Genomic DNA, 24,928 nt, shown 5'->3' with positions numbered 1-24,928 from the left:
GTACGATGGCGGCCGATGAGTTCGTTGCGCACTGAAGACGACACCTGGGACATCGCGACCAGCGTGGGTTCGACGGCCGTGATGGTGGCCGCCGCCCGCGCCGCCGAGACCGCGCGGGACGACGCGCTGATCCGCGACCCGTTCGCCGAAGTGCTGGTCGCGAAGGCCGGCGGCGGGGTGTGGGACATCATGCTCGACCCCGAGGTCGGCGCGAAGGTAGCCGAGACGGACCCCGAGGTCGGTGCGATCTTCGAGCACATGGGCAATTACCAGGCCGTGCGCACGCACTTTTTCGACGAGTACTTCACCGAAGCCGCCGCGGCGGGCATCCGGCAGGTCGTCATTCTCGCGTCTGGTCTCGACTCGCGCGCGTATCGCCTGGAGTGGCCCACGGGCACGGTGGTGTACGAAATCGATCAGCCCAAGGTGCTCGAGTTCAAGGCCGCCCGGTTGGCCGAGCACGGTGCGCTGCCGACCGCCCAACGCGTCGCGGTGGCCGTCGACCTGCGCCATCATTGGCCGAAAGCGTTGCAGGAGGCCGGTTTCGACCCCAACTCGCCGACGGCGTGGCTGGCCGAAGGGCTGCTGATGTATCTCCCCGCCGATGCCCAGGACCGGCTCTTCGAGCAGATCACCGCGCTCAGTGCTGCGGGCAGCCGCGTGTCCGTAGAGACCGTCGGGGTGCAGGCCGATGAGCGGCGCGAGCAGATGCGGGAGCGTTTCGCGCGGATCCGCGCGCAGTTCGGGATGGAGGATTCCGTCGACGTCGCGGAGTTGATGTACAACGACCCGGACCGTGCCGACGTCGCCGAGTGGCTCGACGCGCACGGGTGGCGGTCGAGCGCGGTCACCTCGCAGCAGGAGATGCGCCGATTGGGGCGCTGGGTGCTGCCCGCCGAGTTGTCGGAGGACGACGGGTTCTCGGAGTTCGTCATCGCCGCGAAGGGCTGAATTCTCGCTGGGGTGGACCGTCGCGGGGGTGTCACCTGCCCAACCAGTTGGTTAGGATCGGGTGCGCGTGAGGAGCGGAGATCCTCGTGCTCGGGTCGGGAAGGACACCCATCATGACCACTGAAATCGCTGCGTCGGCGCAAGCCACTGAGGACATTCCGAACGTCGTCCGTCGGCTGCGCGACACCTTCAAGACCGGACGCACGAAGAGCATCGATTGGCGCAGAGAGCAGCTCAAAGCGATGGAGCGGCTCGTCCTCGAAAACGAGCAGGCGATCGCGGCCGCGCTCGAACAGGACCTCGGCCGCAAACCGTTCGAGGCGTGGCTCGCCGACATCGCCAGCGTCGCCGGCGAAGCCAAGGACGCCGCGAAGAACGTCCGCAAATGGGCCAAGCGCAAGTACCGGATACTGGAGATGAACCAGCTGCCCGGCCGCGGCTGGGTCGAGTACGAGCCGTTCGGCACGGTGCTGATCATCGGCGCGTGGAACTTCCCGTTCGCGTTGACGCTGGGACCCGCGGTCGGTGCGATCGCTGCGGGCAACACCGTCGTGCTCAAGCCGTCCGAGGTGGCGCCGGCGTCGTCGGCGCTGATGGCCGAGCTGGTGCCCAAGTACCTCGACAATGACGCGATCGCGGTGATCGAGGGCGACGGCCGGGTCAGCCAGGAACTCATCGCGCAGGGCTTCGACTACCTGCTCTACACCGGCGGCACCGAGATCGGCCGCAAGGTCTACGAGGGTGCGGCGCCGCACCTGACTCCTGTCACCCTCGAACTCGGCGGCAAGAGCCCGGTGATCGTGTCCGCCGACGCCGACCTCGACGTCGCGGCCAAGCGCATCGCGTGGACCAAGCTGATCAACTCCGGCCAGATCTGCATCGCGCCCGACTACGTCTTGGCCGACGCCAAGATCCGCGACCCGCTGGTCGACAAGATCAAGGCCGCGGTGCAGACCTTCGAGTCCGAGAACCCCGAAGGCAAGCGCATCGTCAACGAGCGCCACTTCGACCGGCTGACCGCCGCGCTGGCCGCCACCAAGGGCGACGTCGTGATCGGCGGCGGATCGGACGCCGCGAAGGTCAGCATCCAGCCCACCGTCGTCGTCGACCCCGACCCGGCGGAGCCGCTGATGACCGACGAGATCTTCGGCCCGATCCTGCCGATCATGACGGTCCAATCACTCGACGATGCAATCACTTTCGTGAACTCCCGGCCCAAGCCGCTGGCGGCCTACCTGTTCACCAAGACCAAGAGCATCCGCGAACGCGTGGTCAAGGAAATCTCCGCGGGCGGCATGGTGGTCAACCATCTGCTGTTCCACTTCGCCACCCACAAGCTGCCGTTCGGTGGCGTCGGACCGTCGGGCATGGGCGCCTACCACGGCAAGTTCGGCTTCGAGACGTTCAGCCACAAGAAGACCGTGATGACCAAGCCGACCCGACCCGACGTCGGCGCCTTCATCTACCCCCCGTATACAGAAAAGGCTTGGAAGCTCGCCAGACGGCTGTTTTAGCGATTTCGGTGTGATCGGACGCGCTCAGCGCCACCAACGACACCGAAATCGCAGACTCTAGAAAGGAACCCCATGCCAGGAGTGCAGGATCGCGTCATCGTCGTCACCGGGGCCGGAGGCGGACTCGGGCGCGAGTACGCGCTGACCCTCGCCCGGGAGGGCGCCAGCGTCGTCGTCAACGACCTCGGCGGTTCACGCGACGGCACCGGTGCCGGACACAACATGGCCGACCAGGTCGTCAAGGAGATCAAGGACGCGGGCGGACGCGCCGTCGCAAACTACGACAGTGTCGCCGAGCCCGAGGGCGCCGAGAACATCATCAAGACCGCGCTCGACGAGTTCGGCAAGGTCGACGGCGTCGTCTCCAACGCGGGCATCCTGCGCGACGGCACTTTCCACAAGATGGAGTTCGCCAACTGGGACGCGGTGCTCAAGGTTCACCTGTACGGCGGTTACAACGTGATCCGCGCGGCGTGGCCGCACTTCCGGGAGAACAGCTTCGGCCGCGTGGTCGTCGCCACCTCCACCAGTGGGCTGTTCGGCAACTTCGGCCAGGCCAACTACGGGGCCGCCAAACTCGGTCTGGTCGGCCTGATCAACACGCTGGCGCAGGAAGGCGCGAAGTACAACATCAAGGCCAACGCGGTCGCCCCGATCGCAGCGACCCGGATGACGCAGGACATCCTGCCGCCGGAGGTCTTCGAGAAGCTGACGCCCGAGTACGTGGCCCCAGTCGTGGCCTACCTGATGACCGAGGAGTTGCCCGAGACCGCATCGGTGTTCATCGTCGGCGGCGGCAAGGTTCAGCGCACCGCGCTGTTCCAGAACGAGGGCATCACGTTCTCCGAGGTTCCCTCGGTCGACGACATCGCCGCGAAGTGGGGCGAGATCACCGACCTGTCGGCGGCGCAGCGGGCCACCTTCAGCCTCGGCTGAGCCTCCCTGCATGAAAGCGCTTGTCGCGCAGGAGCTCACCGGACCCAGCGGGCTTTGCCTAACCGATGTCGACGACGTTGCCGGCGGCGACGACGTGGTGGTCGTCGACGTCGGTGCGGCCGGGGTAAGCTTTCCCGACCTGCTGCTGTTGCGCGGCGAATACCAGCTGCGGCTGGAGCCGCCGTTCATTCCCGGTATGGAGGTCGCCGGGGTGGTGCGGTCGGCACCGTACGAGTCGGAGTTCAAACCGGGTCAGCGGGTGACCGCGCTCTCGATGCTCGGGGCGTGGGCTGAGCAGGTGGCGGTGCAGTCCGCCAACCTCATGCGCACCCCGGACGACCTGGACGACGCAGAATCCGTTGCGCTGCTGGGCAATTACCAGACGATGTACTTCGCACTGGCCAAACGGGGAGCGCTGCGGCCGGGCGAGACCGTGCTGGTGCTGGGATCGGCGGGCGGCGTCGGCACTGCAGCCGTGCAGATTGCAAAGGCGTTGGGCGCCACGGTGATCGCGATGGTGCACCGACCGCACGCGGCCGATTTCGTCGAATCGCTGGGAGCCGATGTGGTGTTGCCGCTCGCGGAGGGTTGGCTGGAGGCGGTCAAAGATGCGACCGACGGCCGAGGCGTCGACCTGGTGGTGGACCCGATCGGCGGCGACGCCTTCGACGACGCGATCCGCGCGCTCGCTGTCGAGGGCCGACTGCTGGTGATCGGCTTTGCGGCAGGCGGAATTCCGACGGTGAAGGTGAACCGGTTGCTGCTGCGCAATGTCGCGGTGATCGGTGTCGGCTACGGCGAGTACGTCAACCGCAAGCCGGGCTCGCAGTCCGTGTTCGAGTTCGGGGTGGCGGAGTTGGTCAAAGCCGGGCTGCGGCCGCCGCCGCCGGTGCGCTTCCCGCTGTCCAAGGGCGCCGAAGCGCTGCAGGCGCTGGCCGACGGCGGGGTGCTGGGTAAGCTCGTGCTGGAGCCCTAGATGGCGCCGCGGGCGTTGGCGTTCGACGTGTTCGGCACGGTTGTCGACTGGCGCTCGAGCATCATCCGCGAGCTCGAGGACTTCGGCAAAGCCCAAGGTGTGCAACGGGATTGGGCTGCCTTCGCCGACGATTGGCGAGCCGGCTACCCGCCGGCGATGGACCGGGTGCGCCGCGGCGAGCTGCCGTGGACCAAGATCGACGGCCTGCACCGAATGATCCTCGTCGACCTGCTAGCCAAGGCCGACATCACCGCCGACGGCGATGCTGTCGACCACCTCAATCGCGGCTGGCATCGCCTCGACCCGTGGCCCGACACGGTCGCTGGGCTCACGCGACTCAAGCGCAAGTTCGTGATCACGACGCTGTCGAACGGCAACGTCTCGCTGCTGACCAACATGGCCAAGCGCGCCGCGCTGCCGTGGGACTGCGTGATCTCGGCCGAATTGTTCCGCCACTACAAGCCCGACCCCGAGGCCTACCTCGGCTGCGCCGAACTGCTCGACGTGGCACCCGGTGAGCTGATGCTGGTGGCCGCGCACGCCAGCGATCTGCGCGGGGCGAAACGCGCAGGGCTGATGACGGCATGGGTGGACAGGCCGCTGGAATACGGTGCGGGAAGGCGCCGCCCGTCGAGAATCGGCGATGGTGAATTCGACGTGATGGCAACGGATTTCCTTGACCTCGCGACGAAGCTGGGCGCGTGACATCGCGAACGGCTAGCGTGGAGGAGTGACCGATCAGTCGACAACCACGCTCCCGCCCGCGTTGCGCAGGGCGGTCGAACTCTTCACCGACCCGCCATCGTCTGTTGACGTCAGCAAGGGCTACCTGGACCTGCTCAGCGATCGGACGTCGACCGACCATGCACCGCCGAAGAACACCGGCTTCATCCAGGCCGCCTGGGCATCGGGCCTTGGCTCCATGCTCTACGACAACGCGCAGGCGTTCGCGCGCAGATTCGTCGGCGCGTGGCAGCTGCCCATCGACTCGCTGAACATCCCCCGGGGCGGCATCGCACTCGACGTCGGAAGCGGCCCCGGCAACGTGACCGCATCGCTGGCGCGTGTCGCCGGTCCGGACGGTCTGGCCCTCGGCGTCGACATCTCCGAACCGATGCTGGCTCGGGCGGTGCGCGCACAGGCCGGCTCGAACGTCGGGTTCCTGCGCGCCGACGCCCAGCGGTTGCCGTTTCGGGAAGCGAGCATCGACGCGGTGAGCTCCCTCGCGGTGCTGCAGCTGATTCCCGAGCCCTCGGCGGCAGTCGCGGAGATGTACCGGGTGCTGCGGCCCGGCGGCCGGATCGCGATCATGGTCCCCACGGTGGGCCACGTGCCTGCGCCGCTTCGGCTGTTGTCGAGCGGCGGGGCGCACTTCTTCGGCGAGGACGAACTCGGCGACCTGTTCGAGCAACAGGGGTTCATCAGCGTGCGGACCAAATCCCTCGCCAACATCCAATGGGTGCGGGCGCACCGTCCGTGAGGCGCGAGCCATGAGCGCCGGCGGCATCGTGCTTGTGGCGCTGGCCATCGCGGTCGGCATCGTCGGCATCGTGGTTCCGCTGCTGCCCGGAACGCTGTTGGTGTTCGGCGCGATCGCGGTGTGGGCCGTCGTCGAGAATGAACCCACCGCATGGGTGACGTTCGGCGCGGCGACGGTGCTCCTCGGCGCAGCCATGCTGATCAAGTACACCTGGCCGATGCGGCGGATGCGCGACGCCGATGTGCGGACTTGGAGCCTGGTCGCCGGCGGCACGCTCGGCATCATCGGCTTCTTCGTGATCCCGGTTCTCGGCCTGCCGATCGGCTTCGTGCTGGGCATCTACCTCGCTGAACTGGCCAATCGGCACGACCAACGCGTCGCCTGGACATCGACAAAGCATGCGCTGAAAGGCGTCGCCCTGTCGGTCGGGGTGGAACTGGCCGGCGCGCTACTCGCCACCGTCATTTGGGTCATCGGGGTGTACTTGACGCAGTAGCTTGCTGAAATGGCCAAGCTGCGCTTCGGATACTTCATCGCACCGTTTCACCGCGCCGGGACGAATCCGACGCTTGCCCTGCAACGCGACCTCGAACTCGTCGAGCACCTCGACGCGGTCGGATACGACGAGGCGTGGATCGGCGAGCACCACTCGGCGGGCAGCGAGATCATCAGCTCGCCCGAGGTGTTCATCGCCGCGGCGGCCCAGCGCGCCAAACGCATCCGGTTCGGCACGGGCGTGATCTCGCTGGCGTACCACAACCCGCTGTGGACGGCCGACCGGCTGATGCTGCTCGACCACCTCACCCACGGCCGCATCATCGGCGGTATGGGACCGGGTTCGCTGCCCACCGACGCCGCGATGATCGGCCTGACGCCCACCGACACCCGCGAGCTGCTGGAGACCAACCTCGACATCGTGGTCCGGCTACTCAACGGCGAGACCGTCTCGGCGAAGACCCCGACGCACGAACTGTTCGACGCGCGACTGCAACTGGCGCCCTACTCGGAGGACGGCATCCCGCTGGCCGTTGCCGCGGTGGCGTCCCCGACCGGCGCGCGGCTGGCGGGCAAGCACGGCATCGGCCTGCTGTCGATCGGCGCGACGCTGGTCGTGGAGGGGTTCGACGCACTCGCCCATCACTGGGGCATCGTCGAGGAGCGCGCCGCCGCGTTCGGCACCACAGTCGACCGCCGCAACTGGTCGCTGGTCGGGCCGTTCCACATCGCCGAGACCGATGAGCAGGCCCGTGCCGACGTCCGGTTCGGTATCGAGCCATGGTTCAACTACTTCCAGAAAATCGCGGCGTTCCCGCAGATGACGATTCCGGGCGACCGCATCGACGACATGATCGACATCATCAACGAGGCCGGCGCCGGGGTGATCGGCACGCCGGAGCGGGCCCGGGCTCAGGTGCAGCGGTTGTGGGATCAGTCCGGTGGGTTCGGGTGCCTGCTGCAGATGGGCCACGAGTGGGCCAACCCGGCGGCCACCAAACGTTCGGCGGAATTGTTCGCCGCCGAGGTGTTCCCGCAATTCCAGGGTCAGGCGCAGCCGACGCTGGACGCCGCGGCGCGGGCTGGCCAAGTACGCGAGGAATTCGCCCAGTCGCAGCTCAGCGCGATCGACCACATGACCAAGAAGTACGAGGCGGAAAAGGGCGGCAAGTAGCCGCTAGCAGCCGGCCGAGCGTGGGCTCATGTCACACCAAAACCGCAAACAGCGTGCGGGTAACCCACGTTCTTGGGCGAAGATCAGCCCAGCAGCGCGGCGCGTAGCCGGGTGACCTTTTCGTCTGGCACGCCCGCCGCCTCGAGATAGCCGCGCAACGAACCGTAGTTCTGGTCGATCGAACGGCGCGCGGCGGCGAGATACTCCTCGCGCACGCCGAGCACCGCGTCGGTCAGTCGCGCCTCTACGAACGTGACTTCCTCGTCGGTCTCGGTCCGCTCGCGCACCGACCTCATGATCTGCTCCCGAAGTTGCGGCACCGCGTCGTTGCTGCGCAGAAAATCCGCCATGATCACGTCGCGGTCGACGCCCACCGCGCCGAGGGCGGTGGCCACCGCGAAGCCGGTGCGGTCCTTGCCGGCGAAGCAGTGCGCGATGACGGGACGGCCCGCCGCCAGTAGTGAAATGACCTGCCGCACAGCGCGTTGCGCGCCGGGCAACGTCGGGAACCGCTGGTACTCCTCGGTCATGAACCGCAGGGCGGCCACGCTGACGTCCTCGTCGTCGGGCTTGTCGGTCATCATCTTCTGGAAGGCCGACTCGTGCGGTGCCTCGGCGGACACCGCGGTGACCTCGTGGAAGTGGAGGTGGTGCACTTCCACGCCCGAGGGCACCGCCCCCGTGCCGTGACGCTCCACCTCGCGCGCCGAGCGCAGATCGGCCACATCGGTGATGCCCAATTCGACGAGGCGGCGACGGCCGGTGTCGTCCAGACCACTCAGCTCGCTGGACCGGAAGAACCGGCCCGGGCGCACGCCCGTCTCGGCCGCGACGTCACGGAAGTTCCATGCGCCCGAGAGCTCGCCGAGTCCGATCGTCACCGGCCGGTCACCGCCGTGTTGGATTGATGGCTCGCCGCCGGGTTGGATTGGCGGCTCGCCGCCGTGTCCGATTGGCGGCTCGCCGCCGATACGAAAGCGCTTTTCTCCCTACCGAGTTCAGCCCGGGCGATGGTGCGCATGTGCACCTCATCGGGCCCGTCGAACAGTCGCATCGCGCGGTGCCAGCTGTACAGCCGGGCCAGCGGGAAGTCGTCGCTGACCCCGGCGGCGCCGTGCACCTGGATGGCGCGGTCGATCACGTCGCATGCCACTTGGGGCGCGACCGACTTGATCTGGCTCACCAACACGTGAGCTTCCTTGTTGCCGCGCTGGTCGATGGTCCACGCGGCCTTCTCGCACAACAGCCGCGCCTGATCGATTTCGTTGCGCGACTTGGCGATCGCCTCACGCACCACGCCTTGCTCGGACAGCGGCTTGCCGAAGGCGACCCGCTTCTGCACCCGGTCGACCATCAACGCCAAAGCCCGCTCGGCCGCGCCCAGCGCCCGCATGCAGTGGTGGATACGGCCGGGACCCAGCCGGGCCTGGGCGATCGCGAACCCGCTGCCCTCCTCGTGCAGCAGGTTCTCGACCGGCACCCGGACGTTGTCGAAGACGATCTCGCAGTGTCCGTGCTGGTCCTGCCAGCCGAATACCGGAAGCGAGCGCTGGATGTCGACGCCGGGTGTGTCGACCGGAACCAGGATCATCGACTGTTGCTGATGGCTGGCCGCGTCGGGGTTGGTGCGGCCCATCACGATCAGGATCTTGCAGCGCGGATCGGCGGCCCCGGTGATCCACCACTTGCGGCCGTTGATGACGTAGTCGTCCCCGTCGCGCAGCATCGTCGTCTCGATGTTGCGGGCATCGCTGGAGGCCACCGCCGGTTCCGTCATCGCGAAGGCGCTGCGGATCTCGCCACCCAGCAGCGGATCAAGCCATTGCCGGCGCTGCTCCTCGGTGGCGAACAGGTGCAGCGTCTCCATGTTGCCGGTGTCCGGCGCGGCGCAGTTGAGCACCTCGGGCGCGATCTCCAGGCTCCACCCCGAAAGCTCGGCCAGCGGCGCGTACTCCAGGTTGGTCAGCCCCGAGACCGACGGCAGGAAGAGATTCCACAGCCCGCGCTCCCTGGCGAGGACTTTCAACTCCTCGACGATCGGCGGAACGGTGTGGTCCTTGGGTCCCGCCTCTTCGCGGTAGCGGTGGTATTCGGCCTCGGCGGGGAAGACGAATTCCGTCATGAACTCGGTCAGGCGTTTGTGGTAGTCCTGTGCCTTGGCCGACATCGCGAAGTCCATGCCAGCCACGATATGACACCCGGTCAGAGCGGCTTGTGCTGCGTCGGGCTTTGTTCGGACTCCCATTTCGCCTCGAGCGAGCGGGTGACGCGCGTCCCGGCGGCGTACTCCACTTGGAACGTTCCACCGTCGTCGACCTCGTAGGTGACCACGCACGTGCCGTCGGTTTCGTCCTTGTGGACCACTTTGCACGGGACGGGGCCGGCGCCGCGGTCGACGAGCACCAGGTCGCCCGGCGTGACGTCCTCGATGCGGTCGTTTTCAGAGATGTTCGACATCCCCCCGACGGTAGCAACGACGGCCTGTCTGCGGTCTCGCGCGGCCGGCGAGGCGGCGCGGCCGCTCTCAGTCCCCCGAAATCTGCTGAAACGGAACCAATTTCATGGCGCCGGTGTGGCCACAATCACGTCCGGCGACCTTGTCTTTGTAGTGCCGACCACGCAGAATCGGATAGGTAATCTGGACTGAATCCAAACTAAGCAATAAGGATGGTGTGCGAGCGATGGCATTGTTGACGATCGGTGACCAGTTTCCCCGCTACGACATGGCGGCGGTGGTCGGCGGTGACCTCTCCGAGGTCGATGCCAAGCAGCCCGACGACTATTTCATCCGCGTGACCAGCGACGACCACGAGGGCAAGTGGCGGATCGTCTTCTTCTGGCCGAAGGACTTCACCTTCGTGTGCCCGACGGAGATCGCCGCGTTCGGCAAGCTCAACGACGATTTCGAGGACCGCGACGCGAAGGTCATCGGAGTGTCCGTCGACAACGAGTTCGTCCACTTCCAGTGGCGGGCCCAGCACGAGGACCTCAAGAAGCTGCCGTTCCCGATGGCTTCCGACCTCAAGCGGGAACTGGCGCTGGCCACCGGAGTGCTCAACGCCGACGGTGTCGCCGACCGGGCGACGTTCATCATCGACCCGAACAATGAGATCCAGTTCGTGTCGGTCACGGCCGGCTCCGTGGGCCGCAACGTCGACGAGGTGCTGCGGGTTCTCGACGCCCTGCAGTCCGACGAGCTGTGCGCCTGCAACTGGAAGAAGGGCGATCCCACGATCAAGCCGGCCGAGCTGTTGGCAGAGGCGGTGTGACCGTGAGCATCGACAACATCAAGGACGCGCTGCCCGAGTACGCCAAGGACCTGAAGCTCAACCTCGGCAGCATCGTCAAGACCACCGAGCTGTCCGAACAGCAGCTGTGGGGCGCGTTGGTGGCGACCGCCGCCGCGACCAAGTCGGAGCGGCTGCTGCGCGAGATCGCCGAGGACGCACTGGACGTCCTCAGCCAGGAGGCCTACAACGCCGCGCTGGGCGCGGCCGCGATCATGGGCATGAACAACGTGTTCTACCGGACGAGGGGCCAGCTCGAGGGCTACGACGAGCTGCGGGCCGGCCTGCGGATGAACATCATCGGCAATCCCGGTGTCCCGAAAGAGGATTTCGAGCTGTGGTCGCTGGCGGTCTCGGCGATCAACGGGTGCCCACACTGCGTGACCGCGCACGAGAAGACCCTCCGTGACGCGGATGTGGCGCGGCCGGTGATCTTCGAGGCGATCAGGCTGGCGTCGATCGTCTCTGGCGTCGCCCAGGCGCTGCAGACGGCCGACGTACTCGCCGGCGTCTAGTCCTGAACCGCGAAGGCGGGGACATCCGATGGTGTCCCCGCCTTTTGCGTGCGTCTCAGCGGTGGTAGTCGGGCTGAACGTACGTCAGATGCGGGATGCCGTGGTGCGGATGGGCGCCCGGCGCCGGGTGCGCGGTGACGGGCGCAGGAGCGGTCGTGGTGGGGTGCGGCGTCATGTCCTGCGAGTAGGCGCCCGCGCCGGCCGCACCGGCGAGGGCCACTGCGCCCGCGACGATTCCGGCGAAGACGGCTGACAGCGCGAAGAGCCGGGCGAAGCGGCGAGTTGCGGTGGTGTCCATCGTAATCCTCTGTGTGCGTGTGATTTTCGGGCCTGCCACCGGGTTGTTCCGGCGATGGCTCAAGGATGCTGCAACGCGCAGCCGCGGTCTGTCGGCCGACCGGAGGACGGTGCGGATGAATCGTGTGTCCGCCAATCGGAGGAAGCGGGCGCGCTGCTGTGCCAAGCTGACTGCGTGGTGAGCGGCACGACCGGTGAGAAGGTCCGGGTGGTGGTGGGCGATGACCACCCGATGTTCCGCGACGGCGTGGTCCGCGCGCTGATCTCCAGCGGTCAGATCGAGGTGGTGGCCGAGGCCGACGACGGAACAGCCGCCCTCGAGGCGATTCGATCGCATACGCCGCAGGTGGCGCTGCTGGACTACCGAATGCCCGGTATGGACGGCGCCGAGGTGGCCGCCGCCGTCCTGCGCGACGAACTGCCCACCCGGGTGCTGCTGATCTCCGCGCACGACGAGTCCGCGATCGTCTACCAGGCGCTGCAGAACGGCGCGGCGGGATTCTTGCCCAAGGAGTCCACCCGTTCGGAACTCGTCGCCGCGGTGCTCGACTGCGCCAAGGGCAGAGACGTCGTCGCACCGAGTCTGGCCGGGGGATTGGCCGGCGAGATCCGCAAGCGCGCCGAGCCCGAAGGCCCGGTGCTCAGCCCGCGCGAACGCGAGGTGCTCCGCCTGATCGCGTCGGGCACCAGCATCCCCGCGATGGCCAAGCAGCTGTTCCTCGCGCCGTCGACGGTGAAGACCCATGTGCAGCGGCTCTACGAGAAGCTCGGGGTCAACGACCGCGGTGCCGCGGTCGCCGAGGCGATGCGCCGCAAGCTGCTGGACTGACGCGTCGTGCTGGACCGGATCGCGAACTTCTTCACCGCCGAACCCGTGCGCGTCACCGCGGTTCTGCGGCTGCCACTGATCGCGCTGGTCGCGGTGCTGGTGTGGATCTGGGAGGTCGACCACTGGCTGCCCGGTGTCTACGCCGTGGTCCTCGGGGTGTGGGCGGCCGCGGCCGTGCTGTGGCTGGTCGTGATCCTGCGCGGCCCGGTGCCCCGGTGGGCGAACTGGGCGTCCACCGGTGTCGACGTGCTCGTCGTCGTGGTGTTGTGCCTGGTGTCCGGAGGGGCCACCGCGGCGCTGCTTCCGGTGTTCTTCCTGCTACCGATCGCGGTCGCGTTCCAGGACCGCCCGACACTGACCGCGCTGCTCGGAATCGGCACCGCGCTGGGCTATCTGGCGGTGTGGATCGTGTATTCCAGGCGCGACGACTCGGTCGGCCTGCCGGATGTCGTCTACACGCAGTTCGGTTTCCTGCTGTGGTCCGCAGCGGCGACGACCGCGCTGTGCGTGGTGCTGGTGCGCCGCCAGGCCCGCGTGATCAACCTGCAGGATGTGCGGCGCCAACTGGTGTCCGAGGCGATGCAGGCCGACGAGCGGCACAACCGGGAGGTCGCCGAGCACCTGCACGACGGACCGCTGCAGACGCTGCTCGCCGCTCGCCTCGACCTCGACGAGGTCCGGGAACGCGCCGGCGACCCCGCGCTCGACACGGTGCACAGCGCACTGCAGCAGACCGCCGCGGCGCTGCGCTCGACCGTGACCGAACTGCACCCGCAGGTGCTCGCCCAGCTCGGTCTGACGCCCGCGATACGGGACCTGTTGCGCCAGTTCGAGTCTCGTGGCGACTACGTGGTCGAGGCGGATCTCGATGATGTCGGCAAGCCGGAGTCGCAGCAGTTGCTGTACCGGGCGGCGCGGGAACTGCTCGCCAACATCCACAAGCACGCCGGCGCGACTCTGGTGCGGGTCGGGCTGTTGCGCGAAGGCGACCGGATCGTGTTGACCGTCGCCGATGACGGCAAGGGGTTCGACCCTGCGAGCGTCGAGCAGTACGTGGCCGACGGCCATATCGGCTTGGGTTCGCTGCTGGCGCGGTTCGACGCGATGGGCGGGTCGATGCGGATCAATTCCGTGCCCGGCCATGGCACTCAGGTCACGGTCACCTCGCCGCCCGAGACTCTTTAACCGGCCGCGACGCGCACCCGCGCTCCCCGGGACGGCACCAAGGTGATGTGGTGCATGCGGCGCGATTCATCTCGCGGCCGGTCGGCGCGTAAATCAATGCGCCGCAGCACGGTTCGCAGTACAGCGTCTATTTCGGTAAGGGCGAACGTCGCGCCCAGACAGCGTCGGGCGCCGCCGCCGAACGGAATCCACGCATAGGTGGGGGGATCGTCGGCCAGCCAGCGCTCGGGCCGGAACTCGGCGGCGTTCGGGCCCCAGATCTTCGGATCGGTGTGAATCCCGATGATCGACGGGATCAGCAAGGTGCCGGCGGGCATGACGCAGCCGGCCAGTTCGACCGGTCGGGTGAGCCGGCGCGCGTTGTTCAAGATCACCGGACGTAGGCGCAACGCTTCCTTGGCCACCGCGGCCCGGTACGGATCGCGGGGATCGTCCAGTCCGGCGCGTACCTTGGCCAGCGCGCCGGGGTGGCGAAGCAGTCGTTCGAAGGTCCACGACAAGGCCACCGCCGTCGTCTCATGCCCGGCGACCAGCAGGGTGACCAGTTCGTCCCGCACCAACTCGGGATCGGGGTCACCGTCCAGCAGCATCGACAGCACGTCGGGGCGGCCAGCGCGGCCGGGATCCGCGCGGCGACGCTCGATCTCGGCGTAGAGGAGTTCGTCTGCGCGGTCCATGTCGCGCACGACCTTCGTCCATGGCCGCAGGCGTTGCAGTCCGGGCCAAAGCCACAGCAGCATGTTGCGTAGGCGGATCGTCAGCACGCGGCGCAGTGCCGCACCGACGGCCTGCGCGCGGTCGTCCTCGTCCACACCCAGGACCACTCGCACGATGATGTTCAGCGTGAGTTCCTGCATGCGTGGCAAGAGCTCGAAGTCACGATCGACTGGCCATCGTGCGACCTCACGCTCCGTCTCTTCCACCATGAGTTCGATGGCTTGGGCGATGCGTTCGCCGTGAAACGGCGGCAGCATGCGCCTGCGTTCGACGACGTGTTCCGGGGCGTCCATCGTCAGCACGGAGCGTCTGCCGACAATCGGCGCCAGTAGTGCGTTGCCTTCGCCGGCGTGGAAGACGTCCGGATCACCACGAAATATCGTCCGCAGATCGGCTGGATCACGCAGTACGACACCGTATCCGGTTGGCTCGGCGTTGATGGTGAAGGTGTCGCCGTAACGGCGGTGCATCGCGGGGACGAACCACTGGCGTTGCGTCCAGATCAGCACCGATTGGAGTGCGCGGGGCATCCGTGGGCCGGGTGGAAGTCCTTCGGCGGACGTCACCTTCGCCGCTGTGGCGGTGCGCTGCCACGACGAAATCCGATTGCCGGTCGTCTCGATCGCCATGACCTGGTTATACGCCCGTCTAATACGGCTGTCTACGGCGTGAACCGCTGGTGAGCAACGCGCTCAGGAAGTGAGGCCGCGGGCGATGACCATGCGCTGAATCTGGTTGGTGCCTTCGAAGATCTGGGTGATCTTGGCTTCGCGCATGTACCGCTCGACGCGGTAGTCGCGGGTGTAGCCCGCACCGCCGAACACCTGGACCGCGTCGGTGGTGACCTTCATCGCGGCGTCGGTCGCGACCAGCTTGGCCACGCTGGCCTCTTGCGAGTAGGCCCGCCCGGCATCGCGCCGACGGGCGGCGCCCAGGTACGTCGCGCGCGCACTGGCCACCGCGGCGGCCATGTCGGCCAGCAGAAAACCAAGCCCCTGATGGTCGATGATCTTGCGGCCGAACGTGGTTCGTTCGTTGGCGTAGGCGACGGCCTCGTCCAGCGCGGCCTGCGCCAGGCCGGTGGCGACCGCGGCGATGCCCAACCGCCCCGAATCCAGTGCGGAGAAAGCGATCTGCAGACCCTGGCCCTCGGCGCCGATCAGCCGTTGCACCTCCAGGTGGGCATCCTCGTAGAACGCCGACGTGGTCGGGATCGCGTGCAGGCCCATCTTCTCCTCGGGCTTGCCGAAACTCAGCCCCCGAAGATCGCCGGGCACCAGGAAGCACGAAATCCCGCGGGAGCCTTCGCCCGTCCGCGCGAACAGCGTGTAGAAGTCGGCGCGCCCGCCATGGGTGATCCAGGACTTGGAGCCGTTGAGCACATAACCGCCGCCCTCGGCCTTGGTCGCCGCGCACCGCAGCGCCGCGGCGTCCGACCCCGCCTGCGGTTCGGACAGGCTGTAGGCACCGATCTGCTCGCCCGACAGCATTCCCGGCAGCCACCGCTGCTTCTGCTCGTCAGTGCCGAACACCAGCAGCGGATGCGACGACAGGCTGTGCACGCTGACCGCGACCGCGACCGCCGCCCAGCGCGCGGCCAGTTCCTCGAGCACCTGCAGATAAACCTCGAACGGTTGGCCGCCGCCGCCCCACTCCTCGGGGTGCGGCAGGCTCAGCAATCCGGCCGCGCCCAACTGCGCCATCACACCTTCGGGATAACGCTCGGCCTTCTCGTGGTCGTCGACGATCGGGTCGAGCACCTTGTCGGCGACGTCTCGGGTGAGCGCGATCAGGTCTTCGGCGTCCCGGGTGGGCATCAGCCGGTCGACAGCCATCCGATGGCCTCCCGTGTTGTGCTGGTCAACTAACCATCAAAGTAATGGTCAGTCGCTGCGCCTCCACCAGGCGGTGAAGTACAAGACCATCGCCCCGGTCAACGCGAGCAGCACCCACAACACGAGTATCTGGTCGATCCATGCGCCGGGCGGCGGTGCGCCGGGCATGAAGTTCCGGATCGGGATGATCGCGAACAAACTCGCGGCATACCAGGTACCGAACGGCGGAAGGAAGTTCTTGCGGCCGCGCAGCATCTCGATCGAGACGAACAGCGCCAGCGCGGGCAGGGTGATGAGCACCAGGCACAGGCCGACATCGAAAGCGAGCGGGCCCCGCGCCCGAGTCAACGTCACCGTCTCGTAGTCGCCGTCGCCGGCCGACTGGGTGGCCGGGCCGCTGCGCGTGCTGGTGATGTCCCAGCCGTCGAGGCCGCCCGTCACCACCACCCGGGCGGGTTCGAACTGGCGGTCGTCACCGGTCCCGACGATCAGGTCGGCGCCGAGCGCCCCGACCGTGTACGAGTCGAACGGCCACTTGTCCGGGTCACCGGTGGCGGTGATCGTCGTGCTGACCTGGGCAGGCAACTGACCCTTCGGCGTCTTCAGGTCATCGATGCCGAGATTGACCTCGTTCATGAACAGCCGCACCGCGATATCGGTGTTGACCACATTGAGGTCGGTGTTCATGTGGTCCTCGGAGGGGAAGACGACGACTTTGACGTCCAACTCGTTACCGACGGTGCGTAGCGCCCCCAGGGTCACCTGCACGATCGTGTCGCTGTCCTCGCCGAGGTCCGGTGACCCCAACGACCGGGCCGAACCTGAGACGTAGTGATAACCGACCAGCGACCCGGCGTAGACGACGAGGATGATCAGCACTGTGCCGATACTGGCCAGCCGGCCACGCGTGCTACCGCGAGTTTTCGGCGGCTCGTCTTGTGGCACGGACCGGATGCTAGTTCGACCAGGGGTTCAACCGCCGCGGCTTGCCGATAGAAATCCGCGACGGTCCGTACCGATTTAGCTGTGACCAGCGGTTGCGGTTAAGGTGTTCCGTCATGACGCAGACGACGGATGCGGACGTCGCCGGTCGGGCGGCTCCGACGGTCGGGGTGGTGCGCGAATCCGGCTCCGACGAGCGCCGCGTCGCGCTGGTGCCGAAGGCGGTCGCGTCGCTGGTGAACAGCGGTGTGGCCGTCGTCGTGGAATCCGGCGCGGGCGAGCGGGCCCTTCTCCCCGACGACCTCTACACCGACGCGGGCGCGACGATCGGCGACGCCTGGGCGGCGGACGTGGTGGTGAAGGTGGCGCCTCCGACCGCCGACGAGGTCGGCAAGCTCAACTCCGGCCAGACGCTGATCGGGTTCTTGGCGCCGCGCAACGCCGACAACCAGATCGCCGCGCTGAAGACCGCCGGCGTGCAGGCGTTCGCCGTCGAGGCGATTCCGCGCATCTCCCGCGCCCAGGTGATGGATGCGCTGTCCTCGCAAGCCAACGTCGCCGGCTACAAGGCGGTGCTGCTTGCGGCGTCGGAGTCGACGCGCTTCTTCCCGATGCTGACCACGGCCGCGGGCACGGTGAAGCCGGCGACCGTGCTGGTGCTGGGCGTCGGGGTGGCGGGGCTGCAGGCGTTGGCCACCGCCAAGCGACTCGGGGCGCGCACCACCGGCTACGACGTGCGCCCGGAGGTGGCCGATCAGGTCCGTTCGGTCGGCGCGCAGTGGCTCGAGCTGGGCATCGAGGCCGCCGGCGAGGGTGGCTACGCCCGGGAGTTGTCCGAGGAGGAACGCGCCCAGCAGCAGAAGGAGCTGGAGCGGGCGATCACCGGGTTCGACGTCGTGATCACCACCGCGCTGGTGCCCGGACGCCCCGCGCCGCGGTTGGTGACGGCCGCCGCGGTCGAGGGCATGAAGCCGGGCAGCGTGGTCGTCGACCTCGCGGGGGAGACCGGCGGCAACTGTGAGCTCACCGAGCCCGGTCAGACGGTCGTCCGCCACGGCGTCACCATCGCCTCGCCGCTGAACCTGCCGGCGACCATGCCCGAGCACGCCAGCGAGCTGTACTCGAAGAACTTGACCTCGCTGCTGGAACTGTTGATCACCGATGGTGCGTTGGCACCCGATTTCGATGACGAGGTCGTGGCGGCCTCCTGCGTCACCCGCACCGCGAGCGGTGCAGAGAGCTAGAGGGCATAGATGTACGACCACTTGCTGGCCAACCTCGCGATCCTGGTGCTCGCCGGGTTCGTCGGGTTCGCCGTGATCTCCAAGGTGCCCAACACCTTGCACACCCCGCTGATGTCGGGCACCAACGCCATCCACGGCATCGTGGTGCTCGGCGCGCTGATCGTGCTGGGCGACCTGCCCGCCGACGCCCACTGGGGGGTGCGGATCATCGCGTTCGTCGCGCTGATCTTCGGCACCCTCAACGTCATCGGCGGCTTCCTGGTGACGGACCGGATGCTCGGGATGTTCAAGTCCCGCAGGCCGGAACCCAAAGCTGTTGAGGCGGCAGACAAGTGAACTACCTCGTCACCGTCCTCTACATCCTGGCGTTCTCGCTGTTCATCCTCGGGTTGTCCGGGCTGACCGGACCGAAGACCGCGGTGCGCGGCAACTGGATCGCGGCCACCGGTATGGCCATCGCCGTGGTCGCGACGCTGATCAAGGTGCGCGACACCGCGTCGATCAACTGGATCCTCATCGTCGCCGGACTGGCGCTGGGCGTGATTCTCGGTGCGCCGCCGGCCAAGAAGACCAAGATGACCGCGATGCCGCAGTTGGTCGCGCTGTTCAACGGTGTCGGCGGCGGCACCGTCGCTTTGATCGCGTGGTCGGAGTTCATCGAGACAGACGGCTTCGCACACTTCACGCCCGATCAGCACCCGACGGTCGCGTTGGTGGCCGGTTCACTGTTCGCCGCGATCATCGGTTCGGTGTCGTTCTGGGGCTCGCTGGTGGCGTTCCTCAAACTGCAGGAGTCGATTCCGAAGAACGTCGAGAAGCGACTTGTCGCCTCCGCCAAGCTGTTCCAGGCCGCCAACGTGCTGCTGCTGCTCGGCGCGACCGCCGCCGCCGTCTACATCGGGCTCAACGCCGGTGCCGGCAGCCCGGGTTGGACGATCATGGCGGTGCTCGCGCTGGCCGGCCTGATGGGCCTGTTCGTGGTGTTCCCGATCGGTGGCGCCGACATGCCGGTGGTCATCTCACTGCTCAACGCGTTGACCGGATTGTCGGCCGCGGCAGCGGGTTTGGCGTTGAACAACACCGCGATGATCGTCGCGGGCATGATCGTCGGCGCGTCCGGTTCGATCCTGACCAACCTGATGGCCGTGGCGATGAACCGCTCCATCCCGGCGATCGTGTTCGGCTCCTTCGGCGGTGGCAGCGCCGCAGTGGCCGGCCCGGACGGCGACCAGGGGACCGTCAAATCCACCTCCGCCGCGGACGCCGCGATTCAGATGGCCTACGCCAACCAGGTGATCGTGGTCCCCGGCTACGGGCTGGCCGTCGCGCAGGCCCAGCACACCGTCAAGGAGATGGCCGACCTGCTGGAATCCAAAGGCGTGGAAGTGAAGTACGCCATCCATCCGGTCGCGGGCCGCATGCCGGGGCACATGAACGTGCTACTGGCCGAGGCCGACGTCGAGTACGACGCGATGAAGGAGATGGACGATGTCAACGGCGAGTTCGGCCGCACCGACGTCACGCTCGTCATCGGCGCCAACGACGTCACCAACCCGGCGGCGCGCAACGACCCGAGCTCCCCGATTCACGGCATGCCGATCCTCAACGTCGACGAGTCGCGGTCTGTCATCGTCCTCAAGCGGTCGATGAACGCCGGTTATGCGGGCATCGAGAATCCGCTGTTCTTCCTCGACCAGACCTCGATGCTGTTCGGCGACGCCAAGAAGTCCGTCACCTCGGTGATCGAGGAACTCAAAGCGCTGTAGTCGGCGGTTCAGACCGGCGGGTAGGCGGGTGGCGGATAGACGCCGCGGAGTATCCAGGCGAACCAGTTGACCCCGTATTCCAGCTCGTCGCTCGCGTCATAGTCCGGGTTCGGATCCATGTGGTCACCTCTCGAGTGCGGCTGGTTATGCCCGAAGTCTAGACCCGGCATGCGGGCTGCGACACCCCCAACACCTACACTTCCAACCAGTTGATTGACGCCCGGCTGACGTTCGGCCCTGCATATAGTGAGTCGCCATGCCCTCTCCGGAAGCCGCCCCCCCGAACGGGAGGACCCGTCGCGATGAGTTGTTGGCCGTCGCCACCAAGCTCTTCGCCGCGCGCGGCTACCACGGCACCCGGATGGACGACGTCGCCGACGCCGTCGGCCTGAACAAGGCGACCGTCTACCACTACTACGCGAGCAAGTCGCTGATCCTCTACGACATCTACAAGGGCGCCGCCGACTCCACGGTCGACGCGCTGCACGACGACCCGTCGGCGTCGGCTCGAGAGACGATCTACCACTTCACCCGGCGGCTGCTGGTCGGCATCGCCAGCGACATCGAGCGCGCGGCGGTGTACTTCCAGGAGGGCCCATACATCGGCGAGTGGTTCACCGAAGACCAGGTGGCCTACATCCGCGAGAAGGAAACCCAGGTCTACGAGCATGTTCGCGACGTCATCGACCGCGGCATCGCCAGCGGAGAGTTCCACGACTGCGACTCCCACGTGCTGGCGTTGGGCTACATCGGGATGACGCTGGGGGCCTATCGCTGGCTGCGGCCGCACGGCAGGCGCACGGCGCAGGAGATAGCCGTCGAGTTCAGCACGGCGCTGTTGCGCGGCTTGATCCGCGACGAGTCGGTGCGCACGGAGTCACCGTTGGGCATCGAGGTCGACGCGCTGCCCGGCGAACCGGACACGGCCACCGCACCGTGAAGTCCCTGCTGCTCTCGCGCCGCGACCTCGATTTCCTGCTCTATGAGTGGCTGCGGGTCGATGAGCTGACCAGCCGTGAGCGGTTCGCCGAACATTCGCGCGAGACCTTCGACGCGGTGCTGGAGCTGTGCGAGCAGTTGGCGACGCGGTACTTCGCGACGCACAACAAGAAGAGCGACGCCAACGAGCCGTGCTTCGACGGCGAGAAGGTCACCGTCATCCCCGAGGTCAAGGAAGCGTGGGACGCGTTCGCGCAAGCCGACCTGATCGCGATGTCGATGGATCATCGGCTCGGCGGCGCGCAGTTGCCCGCGACGCTGGCGCAGGCGGCATTCGCCTGGTTCTCGGCGGCCAACATCAGCACGACGGGCTACCTCATGCTCACGATGGCCAACGCCAACCTGCTGGCCCGGTTCGGCACGCAGCAGCAGATCGAGGAGTTCGTCAAACCGATGTTGGCCGGACGGTTCTCCGGCACCATGGCGCTCTCGGAAGCGCAGGCGGGTTCGTCGCTGGCCGACATCCTCACCCGCGCCGAACCGCAGCGCGATTCCGCTCAGCCCGGTACGTACCGGCTGTTCGGGTCGAAGATGTGGATCTCCGGCGCCGAACACGAGCTGACCGACAACATCGTCAACCTGGTACTCGCGAAGATTCCGGGCGGGCCGCCGGGGACCAAGGGCATCTCGCTGTTCATCGTGCCGAAGTACCTGCTGGACGAAAGCGGTGCGATCGGCGAGCGCAACGACGTGGTGCTGGCGGGCTTGAACCACAAGATGGGCCAACGCGGCATCACCAACACCGTGCTCAACCTCGGTGAGGGCGCCTACACGCCGGGTGGGCAACCCGGCGCGGTCGGTTACCTCGTCGGCGAAGCGCACCGCGGTATCGCCTACATGTTCACGATGATGAACGAGGCCCGGCTGGGCGTCGGGATGGGCGCGGTGGCGCTGGGCTACACCGGCTACCTCAAATCGGTGGAGTACGCACGCGAGCGTCCGCAGGGCCGGCCGGTCGGCGCCAAGGACCCCTCGACACCGCAGGTGCCCATCATCGAGCATGCAGATGTGAAGCGAATGTTGTTGGCGCAGAAGGCGTATGCGGAAGGCGGCCTGGCGCTGCTGCTGTACTGCGCCAAGCTCGTCGACCTTGTGCACAGCGCTTCGTCCGGTGAAGAGCGGGAAAGCGCCACGCTGCAGCTCGAGATGCTGACGCCGGTCGGCAAGAGTTGGCCCTCGCAGTGGTGCCTGGCCGCCAACGATCTGGCCATCCAAGTGCACGGCGGGTACGGCTACACCCGCGAGTACGACGTCGAACAGCATTACCGCGACAATCGGCTCAACCCGATCCACGAAGGCACGCACGGCATCCAGAGCCTGGACCTGTTGGGTCGCAAGGTGCCATCGCATGGCGGCGCCGGCCTGGCCGCGGTGGGCGACGCGATCGGCCGGACGGTGGCGGAGGCCGGCGCACTCGGCGCTCAGCCCGCCGAGCATGCGAGGCTCCTCGACGCCGCATGGCAACGCCTCGCCGCTGTCACCGCCGAGATGTTCGGCTCCGGTGACATCGAGGCCGCGATGGCCAACAGCGTGGTCTACCTCGAGGCGTTCGGACACATCGTCGTCGCCTGGATCTGGTTGCAGCAGGAACTCGCCGCGCACGGTCACAGCGGTGACTTCTACGACGGCAAACGCCAGGCCGCCCGCTACTTCTTCCGCTACGAACTACCCAGGACCGCACCGCAACTGGATCTGCTCGCGAGCCTGGACCGCACCACCGTGGACATGCGCGCCGACTGGTTCTGACCGGCACGTCGTTTGGCTTCCCCGCGGTAGTGGGAAGCCGCGTGTGCGATGACTTCCAACTTGGCGTTCAACGACACCTGGAATCAGTTCTGGACCGGACACGTCGGGAACTGGCTGGCGACGAAGGGGTTGCACATCGCGCTGGTGGTGCTGTTCGCGCTCGTCGCCACCCGGGTGATCCGCTGGGGGGCCGGGCGCATCAGCAGGCGACTGGATCGCGGTGGCGACGGCGATGCGGCGCTGCAGCCCGAACGCGTCAAGCATCGGCGGGCCGTCGCATCGGTGATCTCGTCGGTTGCTATCGCGGTGCTCTACATCGTGGTGGCCGTCGACATCGCCAACCAACTGGGCTTGCCGATCGGCTCGCTGGTGGCGCCCGCCGCGGTGTTGGGCGCGGCGTTCGGCTTCGGTGCGCAGCGGATCGTGCAGGACCTGCTGAGCGGGTTCTTCATCATCACCGAAAAGCAGTACGGCTTCGGCGATCTGGTGCAGCTCAGCGTGACCAGTGGCGGCGACGCCCGCGGCACGGTCGAGGACGTCACGCTGCGTGTCACCAAGGTGCGCACCAGCGACGGCGAGGTCTACACCGTGCCGAACGGTCAGATCGTGAAATCGCTGAACCTGTCGAAAGACTGGGCCCGCGCCGTGGTCGACGTGCCGGTGCCGGCCAGTGCGGACATCAACCACGTCACCGATCTGCTCCGGGACGTCTCGAAGACGGCCATGGATGACGACGGCCTGCCAGATCTGCTGCTGGACGAGCCTGCGCTGATGGGCGTCGAGAGCATCGAGAAGGACACAGTGAACCTACAGGTGGTCGCTCGCACGTTGCCCGGTAAGCAGTTCGAGGTCGGCCGCAGGCTGCGCGCGCTGATCGTCTCGACGCTGCGGCGCGAAGGCGTCGCCGACGCCGAACTGGCGTCTAGTCGAAGCGGATGACCTGCCGTACGGCTTTGCCGTCGGCGAGTTCATCCATGCCCGAATTGATTTCGTCGAGGGTGATCGTCGAGGACACGAGCGACTCGACGGGCAGCCGGCCCGCACGCCACAGCCCGACGAAGTACGGGATCTCACGCGAGGGCACCGCCGATCCGAGATAGCTCCCGATCAGTGACCGGCCCTCGGCCACAAAGCCCAACGGGGACAGTGAAACTCGCGCGTCGGGGTGGGGCAAGCCGACCGACACGGTCCGGCCGCCCGCAGCAGTGAGATCGACCGCGGTCTCCAGCGCACTCGGATGGCCGACCGCCTCGACCACGACGGTCGCCTTGAGGCCCCGATCACGCGCCTCGTCGGGCGGGTAAGCCTCGTGCGCGCCCATACGGCGCACCCTTTCCAGCTTGTCGGGCAGCGGGTCGACGCCCACCACGTGAACGTCGTCCTGAGCCAAGGCGGTGAGCACCGCTGCCATGCCGACGCCGCCGAGGCCGACGACGGCCACGGTGTCGCCCCGGCGGGGGCGGCCGGCGTTGATCATCGCGCCGCCGCCGGTCAGCACCGCGCAACCGAGCAGCGATGCCACGGCCGCGGGCACGTCGTCGGGCACCGGCACCACCGAGCGCCGGTCGACCACCGCATGGGTGGCGAAACCGGAGACGCCGAGATGGTGGTGCACGGGCCGGCCGTCGCGCGACAGCCGGCGCGCCCCGGTCATCAACGTGCCTGCCGCGTTGGCCGCGCTGCCGGGCTCGCAGGGGGTGAGGCCGTCGGTGGCGCACGCCGGGCATTGGCCGCAGCGCGGCAGGAAGGTCATCACGACGCGGTCGCCGACGCTCACGTCGGAGACGCCTGCGCCGAGCGCCTCGACGACCCCGGCCGCCTCGTGGCCGAGCAGCATCGGCACCGGTCGCACCCGGTTGCCGTCGACCACCGACAGGTCGGAGTGGCACAACCCGGCGGCCTCGACGCGCACCAGCAGTTCGCCGCTGCCCGGCGGGTCGAGGTCCAGCTCACCGACCGACAGTGGCCTGGTCTCGGCGTACGGCCGCGCGCGGCCGATCTCTTCCAACACGGCACCGCGGATCCTCATGGCCACCAGCC

General features: G+C 67.6%; 26 protein-coding genes and 1 pseudogene. 18 read left to right on the top strand and 9 right to left on the bottom strand.

The window, feature by feature from the left end; genetic code table 11:
* Nucleotides 1–15: 15 nt before the first annotated feature.
* The 8 genes from AU187_RS01415 to AU187_RS01380 all read left to right on the top strand — a co-directional run bounded on the left by AU187_RS01415 (nt 16) and on the right by AU187_RS01380 (nt 7,526).
* Complete coding sequence (locus AU187_RS01415; RefSeq protein ID WP_059166178.1) at nt 16–951, top strand: class I SAM-dependent methyltransferase; 936 nt, start codon at nt 16–18, stop codon at nt 949–951.
* A gap of 113 nt (nt 952–1,064) precedes the next feature.
* Entirely contained in the window at nt 1,065–2,465 is a 1,401-nt protein-coding gene (locus AU187_RS01410; RefSeq protein ID WP_059166177.1) for an aldehyde dehydrogenase family protein, read from the top strand.
* 72 nt (nt 2,466–2,537) lie between these two features.
* The gene (locus tag AU187_RS01405) at nt 2,538–3,401 is read left to right on the top strand and encodes an SDR family oxidoreductase (protein WP_059100596.1); all 864 of its coding nucleotides are present in this window, start codon (nt 2,538–2,540) and stop codon (nt 3,399–3,401) included.
* A 10-nt stretch (nt 3,402–3,411) separates the two neighbouring features.
* Nucleotides 3,412–4,377: an NADPH:quinone oxidoreductase family protein gene (locus tag AU187_RS01400; protein WP_059166176.1), complete on the top strand. Its 966-nt coding sequence runs from the start codon at nt 3,412–3,414 to the stop codon at nt 4,375–4,377.
* Nucleotides 4,378–5,082: a haloacid dehalogenase type II gene (locus tag AU187_RS01395; protein ID WP_059166175.1), complete on the top strand. Its 705-nt coding sequence runs from the start codon at nt 4,378–4,380 to the stop codon at nt 5,080–5,082.
* 25 nt (nt 5,083–5,107) lie between these two features.
* Entirely contained in the window at nt 5,108–5,857 is a 750-nt protein-coding gene (locus tag AU187_RS01390) for a methyltransferase domain-containing protein (RefSeq protein WP_059166174.1), read from the top strand.
* Between the two features lie 10 nt (nt 5,858–5,867).
* The gene (locus AU187_RS01385) at nt 5,868–6,353 is read left to right on the top strand and encodes a DUF456 domain-containing protein (protein ID WP_059166173.1); all 486 of its coding nucleotides are present in this window, start codon (nt 5,868–5,870) and stop codon (nt 6,351–6,353) included.
* Nucleotides 6,354–6,362: 9 nt separating this feature from the next.
* Nucleotides 6,363–7,526 carry an LLM class flavin-dependent oxidoreductase gene (locus AU187_RS01380; protein ID WP_059166172.1) on the top strand — a complete coding sequence of 388 codons (1,164 nt, stop codon included), beginning with the start codon at nt 6,363–6,365 and terminating at the stop codon, nt 7,524–7,526.
* Between the two features lie 83 nt (nt 7,527–7,609).
* Here the strand turns inward: AU187_RS01380 and AU187_RS01375 are convergent, their stop codons facing one another.
* Genes AU187_RS01375 through AU187_RS01365 form a run of 3 tightly spaced genes read right to left on the bottom strand, consistent with a single transcriptional unit; the run spans nt 7,610 to nt 9,983 of the window.
* Nucleotides 7,610–8,407, bottom strand: coding sequence for a tyrosine-protein phosphatase (locus AU187_RS01375; protein ID WP_059166171.1), 798 nt, complete (start codon nt 8,405–8,407; stop codon nt 7,610–7,612).
* On the bottom strand, nt 8,404–9,693 hold the full coding sequence (locus AU187_RS01370) for an acyl-CoA dehydrogenase family protein (protein ID WP_286131852.1): 1,290 nt from the start codon (nt 9,691–9,693) through the stop codon (nt 8,404–8,406). Before AU187_RS01370 ends, AU187_RS01375 begins: the two co-directional genes overlap by 4 nt.
* A gap of 35 nt (nt 9,694–9,728) precedes the next feature.
* Nucleotides 9,729–9,983 carry a hypothetical protein gene (locus tag AU187_RS01365; protein ID WP_059100604.1) on the bottom strand — a complete coding sequence of 85 codons (255 nt, stop codon included), beginning with the start codon at nt 9,981–9,983 and terminating at the stop codon, nt 9,729–9,731.
* Nucleotides 9,984–10,207: 224 nt separating this feature from the next.
* Here AU187_RS01365 and AU187_RS01360 point away from each other — a divergent pair, with 224 nt between their 5' ends.
* Nucleotides 10,208–10,795 (top strand): peroxiredoxin, encoded by a 588-nt coding sequence (locus tag AU187_RS01360; protein WP_059100605.1) that lies wholly within the window; start codon nt 10,208–10,210, stop codon nt 10,793–10,795.
* A 2-nt stretch (nt 10,796–10,797) separates the two neighbouring features.
* Nucleotides 10,798–11,328 (top strand): alkyl hydroperoxide reductase AhpD, encoded by a 531-nt coding sequence (gene ahpD / locus AU187_RS01355; protein ID WP_059100780.1) that lies wholly within the window; start codon nt 10,798–10,800, stop codon nt 11,326–11,328.
* Nucleotides 11,329–11,383: 55 nt separating this feature from the next.
* Here ahpD and AU187_RS01350 read toward each other — a convergent pair whose 3' ends face one another.
* A complete protein-coding gene (locus tag AU187_RS01350) occupies nt 11,384–11,626 on the bottom strand; it encodes a hypothetical protein (RefSeq protein WP_059166169.1) in 243 nt (80 codons plus the stop codon).
* Nucleotides 11,627–11,803: 177 nt separating this feature from the next.
* Between AU187_RS01350 and AU187_RS01345 the strand changes: the two genes are divergently transcribed.
* Nucleotides 11,804–12,454, top strand: coding sequence for a response regulator (locus AU187_RS01345; protein ID WP_286131837.1), 651 nt, complete (start codon nt 11,804–11,806; stop codon nt 12,452–12,454).
* 6 nt (nt 12,455–12,460) lie between these two features.
* Nucleotides 12,461–13,639, top strand: coding sequence for a sensor histidine kinase (locus AU187_RS01340; protein WP_059166168.1), 1,179 nt, complete (start codon nt 12,461–12,463; stop codon nt 13,637–13,639).
* Here AU187_RS01340 and AU187_RS01335 read toward each other — a convergent pair.
* The 3 genes from AU187_RS01335 to AU187_RS01325 form a co-directional block, all read right to left on the bottom strand.
* Nucleotides 13,636–14,985 carry a cytochrome P450 gene (locus AU187_RS01335; RefSeq protein ID WP_082691732.1) on the bottom strand — a complete coding sequence of 450 codons (1,350 nt, stop codon included), beginning with the start codon at nt 14,983–14,985 and terminating at the stop codon, nt 13,636–13,638. The genes AU187_RS01340 and AU187_RS01335 overlap by 4 nt on opposite strands.
* 63 nt (nt 14,986–15,048) lie before the next feature.
* Nucleotides 15,049–16,191: an acyl-CoA dehydrogenase family protein gene (locus AU187_RS01330; protein ID WP_059166167.1), complete on the bottom strand. Its 1,143-nt coding sequence runs from the start codon at nt 16,189–16,191 to the stop codon at nt 15,049–15,051.
* A 48-nt stretch (nt 16,192–16,239) separates the two neighbouring features.
* Complete coding sequence (locus tag AU187_RS01325) at nt 16,240–17,136, bottom strand: DUF4436 domain-containing protein (RefSeq protein WP_172800123.1); 897 nt, start codon at nt 17,134–17,136, stop codon at nt 16,240–16,242.
* Between the two features lie 113 nt (nt 17,137–17,249).
* On the opposite strand from AU187_RS01325, the gene AU187_RS01320 reads away from it, so the two are divergent.
* The 3 genes from AU187_RS01320 to AU187_RS01310 are packed head-to-tail and all read left to right on the top strand — an operon-like array spanning nt 17,250 to nt 20,143.
* Nucleotides 17,250–18,377, top strand: coding sequence for a Re/Si-specific NAD(P)(+) transhydrogenase subunit alpha (locus tag AU187_RS01320; RefSeq protein ID WP_059166165.1), 1,128 nt, complete (start codon nt 17,250–17,252; stop codon nt 18,375–18,377).
* A 9-nt stretch (nt 18,378–18,386) separates the two neighbouring features.
* Nucleotides 18,387–18,713: an NAD(P) transhydrogenase subunit alpha part 2 gene (locus AU187_RS01315; protein ID WP_059100611.1), complete on the top strand. Its 327-nt coding sequence runs from the start codon at nt 18,387–18,389 to the stop codon at nt 18,711–18,713.
* Nucleotides 18,710–20,143, top strand: a complete 1,434-nt coding sequence (locus AU187_RS01310) for an NAD(P)(+) transhydrogenase (Re/Si-specific) subunit beta (RefSeq protein ID WP_059166164.1) — start codon at nt 18,710–18,712, stop codon at nt 20,141–20,143. Before AU187_RS01315 ends, AU187_RS01310 begins: the two co-directional genes overlap by 4 nt.
* 8 nt (nt 20,144–20,151) lie before the next feature.
* On the opposite strand, the pseudogene AU187_RS25815 reads toward AU187_RS01310, so the two are convergent.
* A pseudogene (locus tag AU187_RS25815) lies at nt 20,152–20,262 on the bottom strand (CAP domain-containing protein); the annotation flags it as partial.
* A 137-nt stretch (nt 20,263–20,399) separates the two neighbouring features.
* On the opposite strand from AU187_RS25815, the gene AU187_RS01305 reads away from it, so the two are divergent.
* The 3 genes from AU187_RS01305 to AU187_RS01295 are packed head-to-tail and all read left to right on the top strand — an operon-like array spanning nt 20,400 to nt 23,827.
* A complete protein-coding gene (locus AU187_RS01305) occupies nt 20,400–21,083 on the top strand; it encodes a TetR/AcrR family transcriptional regulator (RefSeq protein ID WP_059100613.1) in 684 nt (227 codons plus the stop codon).
* Nucleotides 21,080–22,888: an acyl-CoA dehydrogenase gene (locus AU187_RS01300; protein ID WP_059166163.1), complete on the top strand. Its 1,809-nt coding sequence runs from the start codon at nt 21,080–21,082 to the stop codon at nt 22,886–22,888. Before AU187_RS01305 ends, AU187_RS01300 begins: the two co-directional genes overlap by 4 nt.
* A gap of 48 nt (nt 22,889–22,936) precedes the next feature.
* Nucleotides 22,937–23,827, top strand: coding sequence for a mechanosensitive ion channel family protein (locus AU187_RS01295; RefSeq protein WP_059100615.1), 891 nt, complete (start codon nt 22,937–22,939; stop codon nt 23,825–23,827).
* Here AU187_RS01295 and AU187_RS01290 read toward each other — a convergent pair.
* Nucleotides 23,811–24,917: an alcohol dehydrogenase catalytic domain-containing protein gene (locus AU187_RS01290; RefSeq protein WP_059100616.1), complete on the bottom strand. Its 1,107-nt coding sequence runs from the start codon at nt 24,915–24,917 to the stop codon at nt 23,811–23,813. The genes AU187_RS01295 and AU187_RS01290 overlap by 17 nt on opposite strands.
* Nucleotides 24,918–24,928 lie beyond the last annotated feature (11 nt).

Origin of the sequence: Mycobacterium sp. IS-1556 (genome assembly GCF_001499985.1) — a bacterium.
GTDB lineage: Bacteria > Actinomycetota > Actinomycetes > Mycobacteriales > Mycobacteriaceae > Mycobacterium.
This window is presented reverse-complemented; position numbering and strand designations above follow the sequence as displayed.